General features: G+C 47.7%; 15 protein-coding genes. 8 read left to right on the forward strand and 7 right to left on the reverse strand.

The features are described from left to right. Positions 1–2 precede the first annotated feature (2 nt). Positions 3–1,991 carry an FAD-dependent oxidoreductase gene (locus J7545_RS21010; protein WP_318700649.1) on the forward strand — a complete coding sequence of 663 codons (1,989 nt, stop codon included), beginning with the start codon at positions 3–5 and terminating at the stop codon, positions 1,989–1,991. A 125-nt stretch (positions 1,992–2,116) separates the two neighbouring features. Here the strand turns inward: J7545_RS21010 and J7545_RS21015 are convergent, their stop codons facing one another. Further along, the gene (locus J7545_RS21015; protein ID WP_318700650.1) at positions 2,117–5,530 is read right to left on the reverse strand and encodes a pentapeptide repeat-containing protein; all 3,414 of its coding nucleotides are present in this window, start codon (positions 5,528–5,530) and stop codon (positions 2,117–2,119) included. A 533-nt stretch (positions 5,531–6,063) separates the two neighbouring features. Between J7545_RS21015 and J7545_RS21020 the strand changes: the two genes are divergently transcribed. Beyond that, on the forward strand, positions 6,064–7,980 hold the full coding sequence (locus tag J7545_RS21020) for a hypothetical protein (RefSeq protein ID WP_318720095.1): 1,917 nt from the start codon (positions 6,064–6,066) through the stop codon (positions 7,978–7,980). Between the two features lie 74 nt (positions 7,981–8,054). Beyond that, positions 8,055–9,818 carry a DUF3685 domain-containing protein gene (locus tag J7545_RS21025; RefSeq protein ID WP_318720096.1) on the forward strand — a complete coding sequence of 588 codons (1,764 nt, stop codon included), beginning with the start codon at positions 8,055–8,057 and terminating at the stop codon, positions 9,816–9,818. A 43-nt stretch (positions 9,819–9,861) separates the two neighbouring features. Here J7545_RS21025 and J7545_RS21030 read toward each other — a convergent pair whose 3' ends face one another. Then, a complete protein-coding gene (locus J7545_RS21030) occupies positions 9,862–10,248 on the reverse strand; it encodes a hypothetical protein (protein ID WP_318720097.1) in 387 nt (128 codons plus the stop codon). Between the two features lie 168 nt (positions 10,249–10,416). Between J7545_RS21030 and J7545_RS21035 the strand changes: the two genes are divergently transcribed. Together J7545_RS21035 and J7545_RS21040 are read left to right on the forward strand one after the other, a co-directional pair. Further along, on the forward strand, positions 10,417–11,001 hold the full coding sequence (locus J7545_RS21035; RefSeq protein WP_318720098.1) for a thylakoid membrane photosystem I accumulation factor: 585 nt from the start codon (positions 10,417–10,419) through the stop codon (positions 10,999–11,001). A 5-nt stretch (positions 11,002–11,006) separates the two neighbouring features. Then, positions 11,007–11,201 (forward strand): HEAT repeat domain-containing protein, encoded by a 195-nt coding sequence (locus J7545_RS21040; protein WP_318720107.1) that lies wholly within the window; start codon positions 11,007–11,009, stop codon positions 11,199–11,201. 120 nt (positions 11,202–11,321) lie between these two features. Here J7545_RS21040 and J7545_RS21045 read toward each other — a convergent pair whose 3' ends face one another. Both J7545_RS21045 and J7545_RS21050 read right to left on the reverse strand, forming a co-directional pair. Next, complete coding sequence (locus tag J7545_RS21045) at positions 11,322–13,706, reverse strand: choice-of-anchor I family protein (protein ID WP_318720099.1); 2,385 nt, start codon at positions 13,704–13,706, stop codon at positions 11,322–11,324. Positions 13,707–13,906: 200 nt separating this feature from the next. Continuing rightward, on the reverse strand, positions 13,907–14,038 hold the full coding sequence (locus J7545_RS21050) for a hypothetical protein (protein ID WP_318720100.1): 132 nt from the start codon (positions 14,036–14,038) through the stop codon (positions 13,907–13,909). Positions 14,039–14,234: 196 nt separating this feature from the next. Here J7545_RS21050 and J7545_RS21055 point away from each other — a divergent pair, with 196 nt between their 5' ends. Together J7545_RS21055 and J7545_RS21060 are read left to right on the forward strand one after the other, a co-directional pair. Next, positions 14,235–15,878, forward strand: coding sequence for a WD40 repeat domain-containing protein (locus tag J7545_RS21055; protein WP_318720101.1), 1,644 nt, complete (start codon positions 14,235–14,237; stop codon positions 15,876–15,878). A gap of 118 nt (positions 15,879–15,996) precedes the next feature. Then, entirely contained in the window at positions 15,997–17,697 is a 1,701-nt protein-coding gene (locus tag J7545_RS21060) for a WD40 repeat domain-containing protein (RefSeq protein ID WP_318720102.1), read from the forward strand. Positions 17,698–17,976: 279 nt separating this feature from the next. Here J7545_RS21060 and J7545_RS21065 read toward each other — a convergent pair whose 3' ends face one another. Together J7545_RS21065 and J7545_RS21070 are read right to left on the reverse strand one after the other, a co-directional pair. Beyond that, positions 17,977–18,822: an RNA methyltransferase gene (locus J7545_RS21065; protein ID WP_318699632.1), complete on the reverse strand. Its 846-nt coding sequence runs from the start codon at positions 18,820–18,822 to the stop codon at positions 17,977–17,979. Positions 18,823–19,015: 193 nt separating this feature from the next. After that, positions 19,016–20,164, reverse strand: coding sequence for an alanine--glyoxylate aminotransferase family protein (locus tag J7545_RS21070; RefSeq protein WP_318720103.1), 1,149 nt, complete (start codon positions 20,162–20,164; stop codon positions 19,016–19,018). A gap of 207 nt (positions 20,165–20,371) precedes the next feature. On the opposite strand from J7545_RS21070, the gene J7545_RS21075 reads away from it, so the two are divergent. Beyond that, positions 20,372–20,710 carry a tRNA-binding protein gene (locus J7545_RS21075; RefSeq protein WP_318699635.1) on the forward strand — a complete coding sequence of 113 codons (339 nt, stop codon included), beginning with the start codon at positions 20,372–20,374 and terminating at the stop codon, positions 20,708–20,710. A gap of 165 nt (positions 20,711–20,875) precedes the next feature. On the opposite strand, the gene J7545_RS21080 is transcribed toward J7545_RS21075, so the two are convergent. Continuing rightward, on the reverse strand, positions 20,876–21,144 hold a 269-nt coding region (locus tag J7545_RS21080), incomplete at its 5' end, for a hypothetical protein (RefSeq protein WP_318720105.1).

Here is a 21,144-nt window from a genome sequence, read left to right on the forward strand (position 1 = left end):
TGATGAAAAAGTATCTAGGATTACTATTCACATTAATTGTTACCGGATTCTCGTCGAGTGCCGCACTGGCGACTCCGGAACCGGATCGAACCGTCTCCTGCGATGTATTGGTAGTGGGTGGGGGATTGGCAGGAACGGCGACTGCTTATGAGGCGCTGCTCGGAGGTAAAACGGTTTGTTTGACGGAGTTGACGGACTGGGTAGGCGGTCAAATTTCTTCCCAGGGAACTTCGGCTTTGGATGAGAGAACGACGCAGAGAGCGCAATTGTTTTATTCTCGCGGCTATTTGGAGTTGCGCGATCGCATCTTCCAAACCTATGGCAAGCTAAATCCAGGTGAGTGTTGGGTGAGTGTCTCCTGTTTTCTGCCCAAAGATGGTCATCTGATCTTGATGGAGATGCTGGAAACTGCGGCAAAACAAGGGAAAGGGACGCTGCACTGGTATCCGAATACGGTGGTGAAAGACCTGGATCATAATGCGAATCGCACGCTGATTGAAGGGGCGATCGCCATTCAACACCAAGCCGCACCAGGCGCACCTCCCCTAAATACCCGCTTTCTCTCCCAAACCCTAGAAGATGCTTACACCTACGACAATTCCGAATATCTAACTAAAAGTATTATCCGCTTCATTGCACCTCAGGATAAACCCTGGTATGTCATCGATGGGACGGAAACCGGGGAATTAATTGGACTCACGAATATTCCTCACCGTTTGGGGATCGATCCGCGATCGCCCCTAGAACCCTCTTCCTCCAGTGAAACCGGCAATCCCTACTGTACCCAAGGCTTTACCTACACCTTCGCCATGGAAACCATGGACGAACCCCAACCCCAGGTGATGCCAGACTTTTATCCCCAATATGCCCCCTACTATAGCTACGAATTAGAGCGCCTAGCCAGTTTCGATCTGGTATTCACCTATCGCCGGATCTGGAGTCCAACCACAGGAGAAGCCACGAAATTTAGAGGCATTGGTTTTACAAAACCCACCCCTGGGGATATCGGGATGCAAAACTGGACATGGGGCAATGATTACCGTCCAGGGACTTCAATCGATAACTTTATTTATACCCCGAACCAACTGCAAGCCACCGGTCAATTGGAGCCTGGAGGATGGAGGGGAGGACTGCGCGTTGATGCCTTACGCAAAGCCGAAGAACATGCCTTGGGATTTTATTACTGGTTGGTTGCGGGAACCACGGATTCCCAATTGGGAGATGGATTTAAAGAACTCCATCCCAATTATCGCTTTTTATCTGGGTTAGACTCCCCCATGGGAACCGCTCACGGACTGTCGAAATATCCCTATATGCGTGAAGGACGACGGATTATTGGTCGTCCCAGTTGGGCCCATCCTGATGGGTTTACCATCTGGGAAATCGATATTTCGCGCCAGGGATATACCGATGAATATTATAGCCAAGCCTTACCTCTAGAGGAATACAGAGCCTTTCGAGCGGCGATCGCCGGATTAGAGGCGATCGAGGTTCTGCAATCTGATTCTCTACCCAACCCTCCCCAACGTCGCACCCGCTCCACCATCTTTCCAGATTCTGTTGGCATTGGTCACTATGCGATCGACTTTCACCCCTGCATGACACAAAGTCCTCCGGAAAAACCCGGTAACACCGAGCGCGAAGGAGAACGTCAAGGCGCAGGGACGGCTTACCCCTTCCAAATTCCCCTGCGAGCCATGATTCCCCAACAATTGAATAACCTGTTAATTGCTGGTAAAAGTATCGCCGCCAGCCATATTGCGGCGGCTGCTTATCGGGTGCATTCCTTTGAATGGTCAGTTGGTGCAGCCGCCGGGAATACGGTCGTTTTTGCCCTCGAAAACGATCTGATGCCTTATGAATTGGTCGATAATTTGCCCGCACCAGAACCCCAATTAGAAGTCCTGCAACGACGGTTAGTGAATCAAGGGAATCCGATCGCTTTTCCCAATACCTCCATTCTCAATGAAAATTGGGACAGTTGGCAGTAAATCTCGCAAGATAATCTCGATCTCCTACTGTAGAGGCGAGTATTCCTGTATAACGGGGCATCAGAGGCGATTCTTAGCCCAGTTGAACGGATTCATACATCATGGGGGCGAAAAATCTTTCGCCCCTACTCTGCTTCACTAGGGGGTTGATAACGGATGCTTTCACCTTCAATATCTTGAGCAGGAGTTGGGGCATATAAAACCGTTTCAGTGCCTTCATCATCATATTGCTCTCCATCGCCATCCGGAATTTGATCGGGCATATAGGCAGCCGTGAGCAGATGCTCGATCCCTTCCGGAGCCTCGATATCTTCAATTGTTGATTGGTCTGACCGATTGAAATACGATCCCGATTCAAAAGCTACGGTTTCGTCTTCAGCAATTTCAATCGAGGGTAAGAAATCCGAATCAGAGGCCATTTGGGGCAGATTGGAGTTGTGTTCGTTTTCTGTCCAACTGGCTTCTTGGTAGGCACAATATTGTTCCCAGGTCCAAAAGACTCCTTGGGATTGAATAAAATTATGATGTTGGGGATCGATGAGTGCCTGATAGAGACAAGCGTTGCTAAAGTTGGTTTCTTCTAAAACCGTGCCTTGTAATTTGGCTCCAGTTAGGTTAGCCATGCTCAGATTAGCTCTTGATAGGTCAGCGTTGGATAGGTCAGCACCGGATAAGTCAGCACCAGATAAATTGGCTTCTTGGAGTTGGGAGCCACTCAGATTGGCTCCTTGGAGGTTTGCACCCTGGAGATTGGTGTTTTGCAGGTGACTTTTGGGCAAGATAGCATGTTGTAAGTTGACCCCAGGAAGCTGAAGGTGATGGAAGTCTCGCCCCAGACGTTGCCAAAAGGTGAGGGGGGACAAGATCGATGCTCGGCCAGCTAAAGTGAGGAGTTGATTGGGGTTATAAGGGAGCCAACGGCCCAGGGTTGTGGCCCCTATTTGCCGGTTGAGATCGATGACTATGGACGGTTCACTGAGGGTAAGGCGATCGGGGATACCACAGGGATAGAAGGAAGTAGAAGTGGCACGAGCAAAGACAGCGATCAGAAGAAGGAGATTGATGCCGAGGATAGCATCCACTTGCAGGATATTGATGGGGTTTCCGAGGGAGTGGAAGCGATCGTGAGCTTGTTTGGGGATGGGGGTGTTAATCCATTGGGCTTGGCAGTAACTAGCCCAGAACCGATCTAGGCGATCGCACAGAGTACTTAAATTGAAAGACTGGGGATAATTGTTTTGCTCTCGTTGCAGTCGCTCTAGGAGTAGGTCTTCACTGTTGTAAGGGAGCAGGCCAAATCCGAGCAGAGGATAGAGGATTTGGGCAATGGCGTGCAGGTCAAGCTCTTGACTGGGATCGAGGAGAGGTTGGAGCTGTTTGGCGATCGCCTCAATGGCTAAGTATTCACCGAAACTACGATGGGTAAATTGATATTCAATGGTTTGCCGGTGGGGTTTTGGGGTCTCCTGAAATAAAAAGGAGGGTAAATCTAAGGGTTCAGATTCGGCAAGGTTCAGTTTAGCTTTCAGGTGAGTGCTGTTGAGGGTCTGTTGTCCACTTTGGAGTAAAATTAGAGCAGCATTTTGGCACAGGATACGCAGGTTGAAGGGAGAGCGACCTTTGAGAAAACGGGATATGGTTTCTTGCGATCGTCCCGCATGGCCTAAACCGATGCGAATCAATTTTTGGGTCTGTCTCCCCCGCAATCGTCTGGAGGTAATTTCGCCTAGCAACCAGGTCATCATGCGATCGTAGATTTCCAGTTTTATCCCTGGAAACGGAATATCAATTAAATCTTTCTCGAAAAAACCATCCCGCTGCAAAACACCCAATAGATACAACATTAAGGGTTGGCGCACCATAGCGGCTAATTCTTTAGCTGCGGTTTTATTACTGAATAATCCAGCTTGTTTGAGAAAATCAAAATAGGATTTAGCAATTTCACGACTTTGCAACTTTGACCAATTCTTAAACCATTCTTGCACAGATTCTAAATCCATCGGCTCGATCTGAAATCGGGAGATCTTCAAGGGGAATCGAGTTTTTAATACCCCATCGAGGAACGCCACATCCGCTTCTAGTTTCTGAGTTCCCATCCTTTGAATTTTTTGCTCTAAAGCCAAACGGGAACGAAAATCAGACCGACTGGTTAAAACAATTTTATGCCGAGGCCAGCCCCTCGGATCGCGGTGTTTGTGTTGAAATTGAGCAATTTGTTCGAGTAATTTCTGATAAGGGTCATCTCCCACACACCTATAGGGCATAGAATCCAAACTATCCAAAATGAGGACGCAAGGGGGAAATCCTGGTTTTAACCAACCATCATTACGGGTGAATTCTGCTTTCTTAAATGCAGAATCCAAAGTTTCTTCTAGGGAGTTGCCCAAGTGAACTGAACCGAGGGAAATGACAATCGGCATCCATTCAGGATAGGTGTTTTTAGCAATTTCCGCCGCCCACCATTGACAAAAGCGAGTTTTCCCTAAACCAGAGGGGCCCTCAATCAGGGATAAACTATAGGTATCGGTAAGCTGTTGATTCGCCCAATTGAGTAAGGAAATACTGTTTTCAGATTCTGGAAGATTGGTGGGTAATCCTTTGGGAATGACATATAATTGAGACCAAGAAAATGATTCTTCAAAACAGGGGAAAGCCAGATTGATTTGTAGATCGGCACGATAGAATTCCCGTGGCAAATCAATGATTGCTCTTGCCCCTGGAGAAGCCACTTCTAAAAGTTCATAATCTCCCACTCCAGCTCCATAAAATCCCTGACTAGAATCGCCAATACGGACAAATTTTTGCAGTTGAGGTAAATAAATATGATATTGGGCAACGGTTTTGAGTAATTGTCCGAATAAGCCTTGATGGAGCCGTTGCACTAATAATTGGCTCTCCCGATCTTCAGCACCATTAGCTACTAACCAAGCTTGAATGACTTGATGAATGTGACCAATAATGGGGGCACGATCTAAATCAGAGAGAATTTTTTCGGTTTCTAAATCGGTGAGCCGTTTACGGTGAATAATTTCGAGTTGGGAAACCCAAGGGGTTTGCTCAGTTTCTGTGGATGAAGAAGGGGGGAATTGAGCGATCCAACTGCGATTTAACCAAGGTTTACACAGGGTTTCTTCTTGAATCAATAGGTTGTCTAAACCATCAAGATAGGCAATTTCCAGGGCTAACCAAGTGCTATGATTGCGAGGCATTGGTTTATACTGGCTTTCGATGTGGATCATGGCACCCGTCAGTTGGCTTAAGGGGTGAAGATGCGATCGCCCAATGGAAAGAGGTCTTGCCAGAAATTCCGCCAGAATATTGGTGTGGAAACCGGTTAACTGCTGCTCATGTAGGGCTTGCACCAGTCGAAACGCCACACCGGCTAAATCAGCTTGGCTTAACTGATGAAGGTTAATTGTAATGGGCGCATCATCAACTCGATCGGGTGTAGAGGTAGATTTAAAAAGCGATAGGCTTGGCTGAATCGAGCCAAGGCTAAGATGGGATGCTTGAAGCCAATCATAAATCTTGAAGTTCATTCTACAGGTTGTGGATCGCGAATAGTCTGACGGCTAGTTTTAGAAAGGACAAGAAACAAGGCGTTTATTCTGGTTACCTCCCCCACGTTAACAATCGAAAGATCCCAATGACATCGGGGGAGGCTCCTGAATTGAGGGATTGACTTCCGAATAGGGGAACTTGAGAACAATTACCAACGGAAGCTAAGGTCGATCGGGGTGTTCGCCTTAACCGTTATCTTATGACTTAAACTATACAGAACGAAGGTTAGAGGACACAAGAGTGAGTGTGGCATAGGCTCTTTCAAGGATTTTAAAGACCAAAACCCATTACACTAAACAACGGTTAAACTCTAGAACAAGACCAGATATCCTAGGCTACTCTGGTTAGTCTATACCTAATATTTGGCGATCGCCCTGGACTCGATCCGGATTTCCCCCTGTGAATGCGGATTGGCCTCTTTTCTAAACGATTGAAACCCAGTTTAATGACTTAAATTACATCTGCGTCTTCTTTATTAAGTACATTCGTTATCCCGTTTCTCCCAAAGTCTATGAAAGAAGTTTCAACCGCCATTAACTCCCCCCAAGAGACTCCATCGAGTCCCTCAACCCAAAATACAACCCTTAATGCCATGGGTCTATCCCTATTATGGCTGATTATTATCCTCATGTTTGGCACGGCGGGGTTTGTGGCCACTTGGCTGTTAACTCGTGTGCCACCCACTCCAGATTGTAAAGAATTGTCACCATTAGCGGCTGATGGCGAGCAGCTCTATTGTGTAGAACAACAAGCTCTGTCTGGCACACTAGAGGATCTAGAATCGGCGATCGCTTTTGTGGATCAATGGGATTCTAACCATTCTCTCTATGCTGAAAGTCAGCGTTTGATGAGCAATTGGTCTAACGCAATTTTAGAGTTTGCCCGTCGGGAAATACAGGCGGGTAATCTGGAAAAAGCGATCGAGATGGCCAGTAAAGTCCCGGAGAGTAGCCCCTTATATGCTGAGGCTCAAACAAAAATTGAGTTATGGCAAGCTGACTGGGATACCGGTCAGGAAATTTATCAGAAAGCACTTGAGGCCATAGAAAATCAAAATTGGACTCTGGCTTATCAGCAGTTGTCTCGGTTGGGCAAACTCAAAGATCCCTTCTGGAATCAAGAACGATTTGTGGAAGTGACTCAGTTAATTGCTACAGAAAAACAATACCAGAAACAGCTTAAGGATGCTCGCGCTTGGGCCAGCTATGGTACGGTTGAGGACTTGGTGGAAGCCATGGAGCGAGTGAATAAGATTCCGGCTGATAGCTTGGCTCGCCAAATGGCACTTAAGGAAATCGCAACTTGGAGTCGCGAACTTTTGGAAAAGGCAGAAGAGCGCTTAGAGGAGGACGATCTCGAAGGGGCGATCGCCATTGCCGAACGTATTCCCAGTTATTCCCCTCGCTATGCGGAAGCTCAAGATTTTATTCTCTTAGGAGAAGCGATCGATACGGTTCAAGAGGATAATTTAGGGGCATTTTTAGCAGCTCAAACTCAAGCCGCTCAAATTAAACCCGATCGCCCCCTCTATGAAGAAGCTCAAGGCAAAATTGACCAGTGGCAAGAGCAAGTCCAAGATGAAGTGCAAATTCAATTTGCTACTCTAATTGCCAGTGTTGGCCAACCCGTTGCCCTGAAACAAGCAGAAAATTTTGCTCAAATGGTCTCCGTTGACCGCCCTCGGCGCATTCAAGCCCAGACTAAAGTAGCCCATTGGCGCAAGGAAGTAGAGCGCTTAGAGGCTCGACCCGTTTTAGCCATGGCTCGGCAGGTGGCAGCAGGAGAAACCTTGGAAGATTTTGCACAAGCCAGAACCTTAGCGGCTGAGATTGAGCGAGGTCATCCCCTACGCATTGAGGCTCAAACCTTAATTGCTGAATGGAATAAGCGGATTGAAATTATTGAGGATCGGCCGATTCTGGATCGGGCGAAATCGTTGGCTAAGGCAGGAGATTTGTGGGAAGCCATTGAGATGGCGGAAAAAATCACCTCAGATCGTGCGTTATATGGTCAAGCCCAAGATATTATTTATGAGTGGGAGGTAGAAATTCAAACGGCTCAGGATGATGCGGATCTCAGGGATGCTGAATATTTAGCGTCTTTAGGTCGCTACAGTGAAGCCATTGGCGCAGCGTCCCGTATCGGTTGGGGTAGACCGCTGTATTATGAGGCTCAAGATGCGATCGCCCGCTGGCAAGCGACACTGGATTCTCTCTATACTCCTCCAGCTCCCGTTTATCAAGAGCCGGTTTATCAAGAACCGGTCTATCAAGAACCGGTCTATCAAGAGCCGGTTTACCAAGAACCGGTTTATCAAGAACCGGTTTATCAGCCACCCGTTTACCAAGAGCCAGTCTATCAAGAACCAGAACCCGTTTATGAATCGGCTCCTGAACCTTTGGATTATAGTCCTGAGCCACAGTTTTAAGGAGGGGTTGAGCAAAGTGTTGGTTTTCCCCTGAGCTGGTCAACCTCTCACTTGTCTCTTAAATCAAATATCCCATGAGCAATTCTCAACCTTCTTCCATTTCCCTGTTATTAATCGTTCCCAGTCGGATCTTTCGGCTGGGACTTCAGGTGGCCTTGAAATCGTATCCTGAGATTACGGTGATGGCTGAAGTAGAAACTCCGAATGAAGCCTTAACCTATCTGCAAGCCCAACGGTTATCGATGAGCGATCGCCCTGGGGTGGGGATTATTGCGATCGATACTGCCCTAGAAACCTCCCTAACTCAGAATGCTCTCCTGCGGTTTTGTCAAACGCTGAAAACGAGTTATCCCCACTATCGGCTGGTTTTGTTGACCGATCCAGGGACAGTCAGTTGGCAAAGGACACGAGCGGTGGGTGTTGATGGCTATTGTCCCAAAACAGCAGATCGGAGCCAGTTGGTAGCGATGCTCAAACAGGTGGCGATGGGAGAATCCTATCAGGTGAGTGTCGATCCATCTTCATCGAAGGGCGATCGCCCGTCCTGGTGGACTCGGGTAAAACATCGGTGGTATCTCTGGGGCATCAAAACAATCTCAGATGTAGAAGCAAAGTTAAAAGCACAACTCAATCAACCGGGTTTATCGGTATTAGAACGGATCGTGATTCGCGGACGGCTGCGGGAACTATTCACTGCTCGATGGTGCATTCATTGGTTGTTAGCGCCCCGCTTAGAAGCGGTAGAATTTCAGGAAACGACAGACAATAATGGCGATCGCCCCAATTCTGGAATCTATCCAAATCAATCCCTCGTTCCTGCTCAGTCCTCCAGCTTAGATCCAGAATGGAGTGACTCCTTAATCCCTATTTCCCCCCGTCAGCAAGTCTTAGAAACGACGGCAACTCATCTGCAATTCCAGCTCAATAATTTAACGCATACGCCCCTAGAGCTAGACATCTTAAAACCGCAAAAACGGCAAGAACTCTTGCAAGTCATTTTAGAAGAATGGGAAGTTCTGCTCGAAGATTTAAGGTTTTCCCAGATTCAAGGCGATCGATTGCTCTCCAAAAAACTAGATTTCCTGCGTGATTTATGGTCAGCGGTTGTGACTCAGTTTTTTGGCAAATATTCACGAATTATAGTCAAAGGGGCAGAAGTGGAAATTGTCCCGATTTTATTACAAGATATTGACCGAATTCAAGCAGAGTATTTAGAAAAAGTTCCGTTATTTGTAGACTTGCTGAATTATTTGGTCTATGAAATCCCTTTAATGATTGACAATCGCTTGTATGCGGCAGGTACACCAGAAGCACAAAAGCGAGCGGAAATGTTAACCCAAAATCTGATTGTTCAGCTCGGGAACAGTGTGGTTAATCCTCTTTTAAATCATTTTGCAGATGTCGTAGCAGTCAAGCAGATCTTTTACGATCAGGAGCTAATCACCAGCCGCAAGATTGAACGATTTCGGAATGATTTATCCTGGAAATCGCGGCAACAACAGTGGTTTGGCGAACCGAAAGCAATTTTTGAAAGTCAGTATTCCTTATTGGTTTTAGAGGCACGAGGGATTCAGAAAGTCTGCATTTATGCCCCCAGACGGGAAGAATTAGACCAGTTAAACGGGTGGTCTTTAGGGGTAACCCTAATCCTCGAAGGTCGCGACGCGATCGCCCCCCGACTGCAAGCGTTAGTTGGCTCAGTCGGTCAAGTTTTAATCTATATCTTAACCCATATTATTGGTAGAGGTATCGGTTTAGTTGCGCGGGGAGTGCTGCAAGGAATTGGTAACTCTTGGTCAGACAGTCGGTTAAGTGGCAATGGCGATCGGCCGAAGTAGGGGAATGGGAAGACATAAAAATATGGAGACAAACTATTACCCATTACTCAAATATTTGCAGGGCTAAATCAAAGGGATATTCTGTCAATCGAGTGAGCAAAATGTCGTGAACTAAATCAACAAATTCACGATCTAGATGGGCTTCCGGTTTGATCAGTTTACTTGCAGGATAACGTTCGGGGGCTACATTCACTTCTTCTGTAAACCCAGTTTCTAGACCTTGATTTTGATGCCAAGTTAAGCATTTTCCTCTGAAGGTCAACTGAAACCAAATCAGTTCTTGATCTTGAATATCAAAAAAGACATCAAAATAAGGCTCTTCTCCCTGATACCAAAAGCGTAGAATCCCCTGATGTTCGTCAAATTTTAACAAGTTCTGGCGAATGGGTCTTAAAGAGGCTCCCAGCTTCTGAATATGATCGCGAGTCATGGTTAACATAAGAATAGGAAAAAAGAAAATGATAAACAATGAAAACAGGAATTAAGAGAACTTAGGGAACGGGACTTAACTTTCTCGGAGAATAGACCGAAAGTATGGTAGCCTTTGTTTGATCCTATAGTTCTTTATCCATTGAGTGTGTTGGGAATCCGTAATAAAATGCTATTGAATTTAATCGATCGATGGAAACAGACGTTTGTGAGTGGATGTTTGTTGCTGATGGTACTCTGTGTAACTTGGCTCTTGGGTTTGGGCACACCACAGGCGATCGCTGGCATGAATGCAGACACTTTTGATGGTAACATTTTTGCCCTTTATGGTGGCAATGGTTCCCTGGTTCCCCCTAGAGTTGCCTTTGCAGATTCCCTAAAACAAGATCGAGCGACCTTATTAATCTTCTATCTTGATGATAGCCGAGATTGCAAGCAGTATGCGTCGGTTGTCTCTCAGCTTCAAGCTTATTATGGGCGAATTGTTGATTTTGTGCCTTTAAGTGTGGATCAAATTATCTTTGATGCGAGTACAGACCCCACCCAACCAGCCTACTACTATAAGGGCAAAGTGCCCCAAACTATCCTCTTCGATCGCCAAGGTAACCGGGTTTTTGAAGAAACGGGTAATATCGCCTTTGAACAGGTTGATGATGCTCTGCGGGACTTATTTGATTTTCCCCCTAGAGAGAATACCCAACCTCGCGTTCCCAAAGCGGTGAATGAGCTGAATACGGAATTAGCACCGAATTAATTGTAATTAATCTCCTCTTGGAGCGGCTTCAGGATGAGGATTCTGATGTGCGTCGCTCGGCTGCCTCTGCCTTGGGCGAGTTTGGGAAACAATCTCGCGATCTAATTCCACGCCTTGTGCAATGGATCTCCGAGCATCAAGATTCAGAATATGTGGGTCGAGGCATTGATGTGCTGTGGGATTCAGTGGCAGAAGGTTAAGAATAGGGAATGGGGAATGGGACGTTGCAATGACCACTGTTTAACTAAACTTAGAATTATGCCAAACCCGCTTTGCTGTTCCCTGTTTCCCCTATTCACCCATTCCAGGACAACAGAGCGCTAGACTAAGGTCAACGAGTTCGTAAAGTCAACGCTGGCAAATGCCGTTGCACCAACGGCCAACCCTTGACCGGAAAGGCTACCACCGACAAAGACGCTACTGGTGACCGAAACATTACCGGTAATGTTGACCTGAATATTGGCAGTGCTAAAGGTCAACTGGGCTGGAGATACCCCATTTACCACACCTAAGACGGAGGTTACGCCATTATTGGTGACTTGGATAATCGTATTGCCATTTTCCACAGTCAACGTGAGATCATTGGGAGTAATGCCACCAGTTAGACCAATGGTATCGCTAGGACGATAGTCTAGAATTACATCTGCGGCGGCGACTGTTGCTGCTGCGGTGCTGGTACGGAGGACAAACACATCATTACCCGCACCACCGATGAGAGTATCGGTACCGAAGTCACCACTGATAACATCATCGCCAGCGCCACCATTGATCAGGTCATTGCCTTGACCGCCAAAGATGCCATCATTATCCGCACCGCCATCCAGGGTATCATCAGCTTCACCGCCAGTGAGTTGGTCTTGACCAGCATCTCCATTGACGATATCATTGCCGCGATCGCCACTTCCTCGGTCGTTTCCATCACCACAGTTCACTTGGTCGTTGCCTTGACCGCCATTACAGGTATCGTTACCCGTACCGCCATTGACCGTATCATCGCCAAGATTACCATTGGTATTATCATCACCCGCGCCAGCATTAATTTGGTCGTTGCCCTCTAAACCAAAGATGATATTACTAGAGGCTGTACCGGAGAAGATGTCATTACCAACAGTCGCTTGAAATGCTCCAGCCACTTCCACCACAATATTGACTGAAGGGGTTGGTGTGGCCCTGGGTGAGGGACTGGGTGTGCTGGGTGGGGCAGTTGGATCGACAACCGGACTCGGACTCGGACTTGGAGGTGGTGCTGGCGCTGGAGTTGGGGCAATTTCATAAAGCGTTGTCGTGCCGCTGAATTCATTCCCTACTGCCAGTAAAGGATTACCATTCGGGCTATCCGCAGCAGGGATAAACGCCAATCCTTCGGGAGCGATATCTATGCCGTTGGGATTAATGTATTGAACAAAACTCGGCGCAGTGGGGTTACTTACGTCGTAGACCATAATGCCGCCGATGCGCTCTAAGCCAATAAAAGCATAAGAGATACCATCAACTACGCCTGTCGCGATCGCCTCTGGTTCTGCACCTTTATTGTCGCTGCGACCGTCAAAACTCGTCTCGATATTACCATTCTCTAGCTCGGTTCCAGAGTTAAAAAGGGCGGGAACCTGCTCGGAGGTAATGCGCCCGAAGTCATCGCCACTGTCATAAACCCTAGTGCCAGATTGGTTCAAAATGGAGAACGATCTCGCTCCGTAGGCAAACAAGCGATCGTAGTCTCCATCACCATCGGTATCCCCATCAATACTGGAAACTTGTAAGCGTCCGATCTGTTCATCTTCCTGGAGTTCTGCGGCATTGGGAAATGCTGTGGGATCTAAGGTTAAGTCTTTAATCCTTTCATCTTCATCGCGAGCATCTCCTTCATTGGCTATCACATAATAGGTTTGGCCATTGGCTTCAAAAGCAGCGATCGAATCCGGCATAAACATCCCGAACACCGGCCAGTTTTGCAGATTAATTGCATCATCGCGATCGCTCGCATCTAAACGATTGCCCGAAAGACTGTGGTCTTTCAAACCCAAGGGTATAATTTCTTGGACGGTAGCCGTGCTGATATTAACTTGTGCGATCGCATTATTTTCCTGGAGCGTCACAAAAGCCGTACTTCCATCTGGCGAAACCGCAATATACTCCGGCTCCACATCTTCAGCAACTGTTTTATTCGGGAAGATACGCACCCCTTCGGCTCGCAGGTCATCTTCCTGGCCATTGAAAGACGTAAAATCTGCGGTTGCTACCGTCGCATTAGCCACCCCGCTGGAGAGATCGATAATACTGATAGAACCTTCTGGATCTGTATTCCCCGGCTCCCCTTCATTAGCAACTAGCACTTTCTGCCCATCTGGAGTGAAAGTAACCATATCTGGCAATACACCAACGGTGACTGAATTGAGAAAATTGCCATTAGGGTCAAAAAAAGCAACCGCCCCTGGGGTTACTGCATCCGCATTTTCCACCGCCACAGCTACCACCCCATTGGCCACCGCAACGCTATTGGCTCCTGCACCTATCGTGTTGACATTGATCGTTGACGTTAGAGTTGGGTTAGTCGGATCGTTAATATTCAGAACATCAATGGCGGCTTTCTCAGCATTGACCACAAACAGGCGTTGGGTTCCCGGATCGTGGGCAACAATCTCCGCAGCGCTTTCGTCGATAACCCCTGATGAGTATCTTCCAATCACCGTTAATTCAATTGCCATGCTTTATTCCTCGCACAAACCTGCCCGCATCCTACTAAATTTTGTTACCTCCAAAAATTAACAATTCCATATTTTATAGTTAAATTAAGACTAAGCTTAGATTAAAACTATACATTGGATATGGAATTAAACTCCGATTACCCATAACCCTTGTGCATCTCGAAGCGCTGTACTGCTTCGAGATGCACAAGTAATCAACTTTATAAACGCTGGAATTTAGAAATCGTTTTCGTCGCTAATTTCAGCGATCGCGTAGCAATCTTCGGTAAATTACTAACAGTATTATCATCCTCTAAATCATCATCTTCTGAAGGACTTTCCAGCTCGATCATCCCCTTCAAAATCAGAGAGACATCGGGAAAAATTGGATAATTCTGTCGAGAACTTCCAACAGTAAAGCAGTCAAAACAGTTTCTTAAAATGTAGGTAGCATGGGTAGCAAGTAAAACTGGGTTCAATTACAATGCTGATGGTAGTGAAAAAATCCGATCAAAGGCTTTAAGGGTTTTAGGAGATATCTATTTATTTATGCCTCAGAGTATCGAACAGCAAAAGAAGCAGCGCCGACTGGTGGTAAAAGGGGCCGTGGCTGTAGGAGCCTTTTTGGTAACCGCCGTCGGGGGGTTTGGGGTACCAGCCTGGCGAGAGCAAGTGGAAGCAGAGCTGCAAACGGATGCGTTATTTGCCCAGACCCTTCTAGAAACCAAACCTGTAGCCGCCCTAACTCTTGCCATTGCTGCAACAGGGATAAGCGAAGACAAACTTGGCCAGGTCTTGCCCGAAGTGAAAGCCAGTTTAGCGGAAACAGTGCAAGTCAGCCGTGAACGCCACCAGTTTCTAGGTCATCAAAGTATAACCACCTCCATCGCCCTTACCCCCGATGGCTCCAAGGTGATTTCTGGCAGTCAAGACAATACGGTGCGGGTGTGGGATCTAGCTACGGGAGAGTCTTTAGCTGTTCTGGAAGGTCATCAGGCTTTTGTCAGCTCCATCGTCCTTACTCCCGATGGCTCCAAGATTATTTCTGGCGGTTGGGACAATACAGTCCGGGTGTGGGATCTAGCTACAGGAGAGTCCCTAGCTGTTCTGGAGGGTCATCAGGGTGTGGTTATCTCTATGGCCCTCACCCCCGATGGCTCCAAGGTTGTTTCTGGCAGTCGGGATAATACGGTGCGGGTGTGGGATATCGCAACAGGAGAGTCTCTAGCTGTTCTGGAGGGTCATCAGCTTTGGGCTACTTCCATCGCCCTCACCCCCGATGGTTCAAAAATTATTTCTGGCGGTGGAGACTCTACAGTGCGGGTATGGGATGTAGCTACCGGAGAGTCCCTAGCTGTTCTGGAGGGTCATCAGGATGTAGTTTACTCCATTGCCCTTACCCCCGATGGCTCCAAAATCATTTCTGGTAGTCGGGACAATACAGTCCGGGTGTGGGATATCGCAACAGGAGAGTCCTTAGCTGTTCTGGAGGGTCATAGCAATGAGGTCAGCTCTATTGCCGTCACGCCCGATGGCTCGAAGATTATTTCTGGCAGTGACGATCATACCCTGCGGGTTTGGGACATCGCAACAGGAGAGTCCTTAGCTGTCCTGGAGGGTCATGAGGATTTAGTCACCTCTATTGCCCTTACCCCCAATGGCTCCCAGGTCATTTCTGGTAGTTTCGACTCTACGATGCAGGTGTGGGATTTAGCGACACGAGAGTCCTTAGCTGTGCTGAAAGGACATAACACTGTCCGCTCCATTGCCCTCACCCCCGATGGCTCAAAAATTATTTCTGCCGGTGGAGACCCGACAGTGCGGGTGTGGGACCTAACTACGGAAGATTCTTTAGCGATTCTGGAAAGACACCTCACCCTCGATGGCTCCAAGGTGGAGGCAGTAACGTGGCAAGATTGGTTAGAGATAGGATGCGATCGATTGCGACTCCATTCTTCATGGGTTCGTGCCTCCCTTGAGCCATCTCCAGAGGAACGGGAGATTACCTTAGAAGCCATCCGCACCTGCGAGCGGTTGATCTGGAGCGATACGGACATTGCTCAATTGCGCATACAGCAGGGTTTAGCCATGGCGCAAGCTGGCGATACAGATGGTGCGAAGAAACTGTGGCAACAGGCTCGGCGCTTGGATAAGGCCGTGTATGAGCAGTATGAGGAGCGCTTAATCAATTAACAATTAACCGCAAAACTCGGAGCCGTGATGGCCTCAAAATGGCACTTCATTGTCCTAGCTGATGGTAGTGCAAAAACCCGATCAAAGCCTTGAAGTGTTTTAGGAGATATCTTTAGTTATGAGTCAGAATACTGAGCAGCAAAAAAAGCAACGCCGACGAGTAGTCAAAGGGGCAGTGGCAGCCTTTTTGGTAGCCGCTGCCGGGGGGTTTGGGGTGCTGGCCTGGCGAAAGCAAGTGAAGGCAGATCTGCGAACTAATGCCTTAACTGATGCCTTATTTGCCCAGGCCCTTGTAGCAGCCAAACCTCGACCTGTAGCCGCCCTAACTCGTGCCATTGCTGCAACGGGAAGAACTCAGCACCAGCTTGGCCAGGTCTTACCCGAAGTGAAAGCCAGTTTAGCGGAAACCGTGCAAGTTAACCCTGAACGCCACCGGTTTCTAGGTCATCAGGCTACAATCACCTCCCTCGCCATCACCCCCGATGGCTCCAAAGTCATTTCTGGCAGTTGGGACGATACGGTGCGAGTGTGGGACATCGCAACAGGAGAGTCCTTAGCTGTCCTAGAGGGTCATCAGGAGGGGGTTGATGCCATTGCCATCACCCCCGATGGCTCCAAGGTCATTTCTGGCAGTCGGGACAATACAGTGCGGGTGTGGGATATTGCCAAAGGAGAGTCCTTAGCTGTCCTGGAAGGTCATCAAGCTTTTGTCGATGCCATTGCCATCACCCCTGATGGCTCTAAGGTCATTTCTGTCAGTGAGGACTCTATAGTGCGGGTGTGGGATATCGCCAAAGGAGAGTCCTTAGCTGTCCTGGAAGGTCATCAGGCTTTTGTCAATGCCATTGTCATCACCCCCGATAGCTCCAAGGTTGTTTCTGGCAGTCAGGACTCTACAATACGGGTGTGGGACATCGCAACAGGAGAGTCCTTAGCTGTCCTAGAGGGTCATCAGAAGGGAGTCACTTCTCTCGCTATCACCCCCGATGGCTCTAAGGTCATTTCTGGCAGTTGGGACTCTACAATACGGGTGTGGGACATTGCCACAGGAGAGTCCTTAGCTGTCCTAGAGGGTCATCAGAAGGGAGTCACTTCTCTCGCTATCACCCCCAATGGCTCCAAGATCATTTCTGGCAGTTGGGACTCTACAATGCGGATGTGGGATATCGCAATAGGAGAGTCCTTCATCGTGTCGGATAATCAGACAGGCTTTATCGCGATTACCCCTGATAGCTCCAAGATCATTTCTGGCAGTTGGGACTCTACAATACGGGTGTGGGACATCGCTACAAGAGAGTCCTTAGCTGTTCTGGAAGGCGATCGGGTTTCCGTCCTCACCATTGCCCTGACCCCCGATGGCTCCAAGGTCGTTTCTGGGGGTACAGATGCTACAGTTCGGCTGTGGGATCTGGCTACGGAAGATGCTTTAGCGATTGTGAAAAGAGATCTCGATGGACCTGGGATTACTTCTCCTGATGGCTTGATGACTATTTCTGGCGATTGGAAGAATCCCCTGCCGCAGTGGGTTCTAACGTGGCAAGATTGGTTAGAGATAGGTTGCGATAAATTGCGACTCCATTCTTCATGGGTTCATGCCTCCCTTGAGCCATCTCCAGAGGAACGGGAGATTACCTTAGAAGCCATCCGCACTTGCGAGCGGTTGGTCTGGAGCGATACGGAAATTGCTCAATTGCGCATACAGCAGGGTTTAGCCATGGCGCAAGCTGGCGATACAGATGGTGCGAAGAAGCTATGGGAAGAGGCCCAGCGCTTGGATAAGGCGGTGTATGAGCAGTATGAGGAGCGCTTGCAGAGGTAGCCCTTTGACTTTTCTCAAAGTACGGGAGATGGGGGGATAGGAAGAGAGCAAGATTTTTTGATCTCAAGTCCGAGTAATCAGTTGACTCTGTCATTGCGAATGGAATGAAGTGGAATCAAGGCATCTGTACAGTTTTCAACTCTCAGTAAGTGCTTCCCTAGTTTTCGCTGATATACCCTACTATCGCTACGGCACTAAACTTAGTGTATTAGAAAACTCTTTTCGTTGTTGCCCTTTAGCGCTAAAGGGCAACAACGAAAAGTGCAACATTGTACAGAATCAGAATGGGTTAGCTTGAATCCGATCCTGTGCGTTTCGAGACCGAAAGACTTCATACATTAACAAACTCCCGGCTACAGCAACATTTAAAGAGTCAGCCTGACCAACCATGGGAATGCGAACCAGATTGTCGCATATGGCTCGCTGTTGGTCGGAGAGTCCTTGCCGTTCTTCTCCTAGGAATAATAAGGTAGCTTGGGGATAGTGAAATTGATGAAAACTTTGCCCACCATTGGGAGATGCACCAATGATGCAACCTTGATGCTGTTGTATCCAGGATTGCAAACATCGATAATTGGTACGGATAAATTTCTGATGGAACAAAGCCCCCATACTTGCGCGCACGGTTTCTGGGGAAAAGGGATCGACGGAGCGATTGAGGAGGATCAACCCGGCACCACCAACGGCCTCCAATGTGCGAATGAGTGTGCCTAAGTTACCTGGAGATCGAATGCGATCGAGGACGATCCAGCAGAGTCCAACATGGGGAGTAGTAGACTTGAGGGGAAGCCAGTGCTGTTTAACGATCGCCCCTACGCCAGAAGCACGCTCGGTTTGCGAGATACTGCGAAATTGTTCTGGAGAGAGGCGCACGGTGGGAATTCCAGAGCGCCGCAACTGGCGTACGAGTTTACGAGCTAAGGGGGCGATCAGAAGCTTTTCGCTGTAAAGGATAGTCTCTATTTTCAGGCGAGTGTCAGCAACTCGGATAAAGTTACGCACACCTTCGATAAAGAAGGTTCCTTGGGTATCGCGATATTGGCGATCGCTTTGTAGTCGTTTTATTTTTGCTAGGGTCTGGGTGACACTAGGGGAGGGATGGTCAATCGTATTGTTATTGACCATCCTCCTTGCCAGCGATTCCCAGGCACTTAAGGTTACTGTGTAGAGTGTTCATCGAAGGTACAGGCTCATGCCATCTAGAGAACAGTTAACTGATTATATCTTATACCAAGGTGGGTAGGGTGGGTAGGGGAGAAAGTTGGCGAAGTTGAATCAATAGCAGACTTCTCCTGCCCACCCTACAATCTGCAATACTTTAACTTAAAACCTTCGCGGCTGCGGTTACTCCTGCACCGGGAGTAAAGCCGGTATCGCCGAGAATTTGCAGGGTGGCTTCGAGGGCAGAAATGCAGGTGAGAATATCGCGATCGCCGACAAATCCCAAATGACCGACACGGAAAATTTTACCTTTCAAATGGTCTTGTCCGCCAGCTAAGGCAATATTAAACTGTTTCCGCATCGTAGAACGAATTTGCTCGGTATCTACCCGATCGGGTGCAACTGCGGTGACTGCGGGACTAGCCGCATCATCAGAGGCAAACGTGGGTAAATTCAAGGCTTTTACCGCTTCCCGAATGGCGTTTTTCGATCGCTGATGACGGCTAAAAATATTCTCTAATCCCTCATCTTTGAGCATCTGTAGAGCTACTTGCAAGCCATAAAAGAGATTCACGGGAGGGGTAAAGGGATTGCTATTTTTAGCGGCGGTTTTGCGATACATTCCCAAATCTAAATAGAATTTAGGTAAGTTTGCACTCTCATAGGCTTCCCAAGCTTTGGCACTAACGGAGACAAATCCTAACCCTGGAGGAATCATATAGCCTTTCTGGGAACCGGATGCCACCACATCTAACCCCCATTCATCAATGGGAACGCTAATTGCGCCTAAACTGGTAACTGCATCCACCATAATCAGGGCTTCGCCATGGGTTTTCACGTAGCGGTTAATGGTTTCTAAGTCATTGAGTACTCCGGTGGAAGTTTCTGAATGGGTGATAATTACGGCTTTAATTTGCTTTTCGGTATCTGCTTCGAGTTTTTCCCGGAAGGGTTCGGGATCGAGAGGTTGTCCCCATTCGGCGCTAATCACCTCTACTTCTAGGTTATAGGCTTTAGCGACTTTAGCCCAGCGATCGCCAAATTTACCATTGCTACCGACTAACACGCGATCGCCCGCACTCAAGAAATTAATGATTCCCGCTTCCATGGCCGAGGTTCCACTCCCGGCAACAATGAGGACATCATTCTGGGTTTGGTGCAACCACTTGAGATTTTCGGTCACCTCTTTCATAATCAAACTAAAGTCGCCACTACGATGACCAATCGTCGGTTTTGCCATTGCCAATAGCACCGGATCGGGCACTGGAGTAGGGCCGGGAATCATTAACATTAAGCTATCATCCATAACTAGGTTCTCCTATAAAATTCAAGGGCAGTTTACCATCCTACAGGGAATGGGGGACTAGAGGAAATAGTTAAGCGTTCTCTCCCGTCATCCCCTTTCTTTATAAAAGTGTGCTTAACAGGGGGCGAACAAGGGACTCAGAGAAACTCATCTTACCTCTCAAGGCTCAATTGATGGGAACGTGGAAGAGAAATACTTAAATTGACTATGTTTCCAGAAATTAATTTCTCTGATTTTCTCAAACTGGATCTTCGAGTAGGAACCATTCTACAAGCAGAAGATAATGTAAAGGCTAAAAATCCAGCCTATATTCTCAAAATTGATTTTGGCACTCTGGGCATCAAAACCAGTTCTGCCCAAATTACTCAGAATTACTCGAAAGAGAGTCTCGTCCATACACAAGTCATTTGTGTGATGAACTTTGCTCCCAAACGAGTAGCTGGAGTCAAATCCGAAGTGCTAGTTCTGGCGGCGGTTTCTGAAGAGCAAGGAACCGTTTTAATTACACCAGGTTTTAAGGTGGAGAATGGAACCAAAATTAGCTAAATTTATGCTTGCTTAATGTTCTTTACGTTTTTTCCTGGCTTCTGATTCCGGAAATAGGCTTAAATCGAAGCACTGTTGTTCGATCTACTCCTATCTCAGTCGCCTTCCTGTACCTAATTTGGCGGCTAAATTAGACTTGACTATTCAGAGAATCTATTCGGTTGGTTAAGGAAGCATTGAAGTGGCAATTAAATACCCCTCTTCTGTCACTCTGGGAAATTCTAACGAATTTCCGTCATTACAGCCCGCGATCGCTAACGAAGGAATCAGGGTTTCACGCCCCTTTATCCAAAAGTGACAGAAGAGGGATACCCCTCTTTTGTCACTCTGCCGAAAGAGGGATAGAATAAGAGGACAAGTAAAGAGCTGAAAAATAGAATAGACAATGGATGTAGAGTACCCACTCCGGAAACACGTAGCTCGCTCTGCTGAAG

The organism is Roseofilum sp. SBFL, from assembly GCF_017746885.1.
Taxonomy (GTDB): domain Bacteria; phylum Cyanobacteriota; class Cyanobacteriia; order Cyanobacteriales; family Desertifilaceae; genus Roseofilum.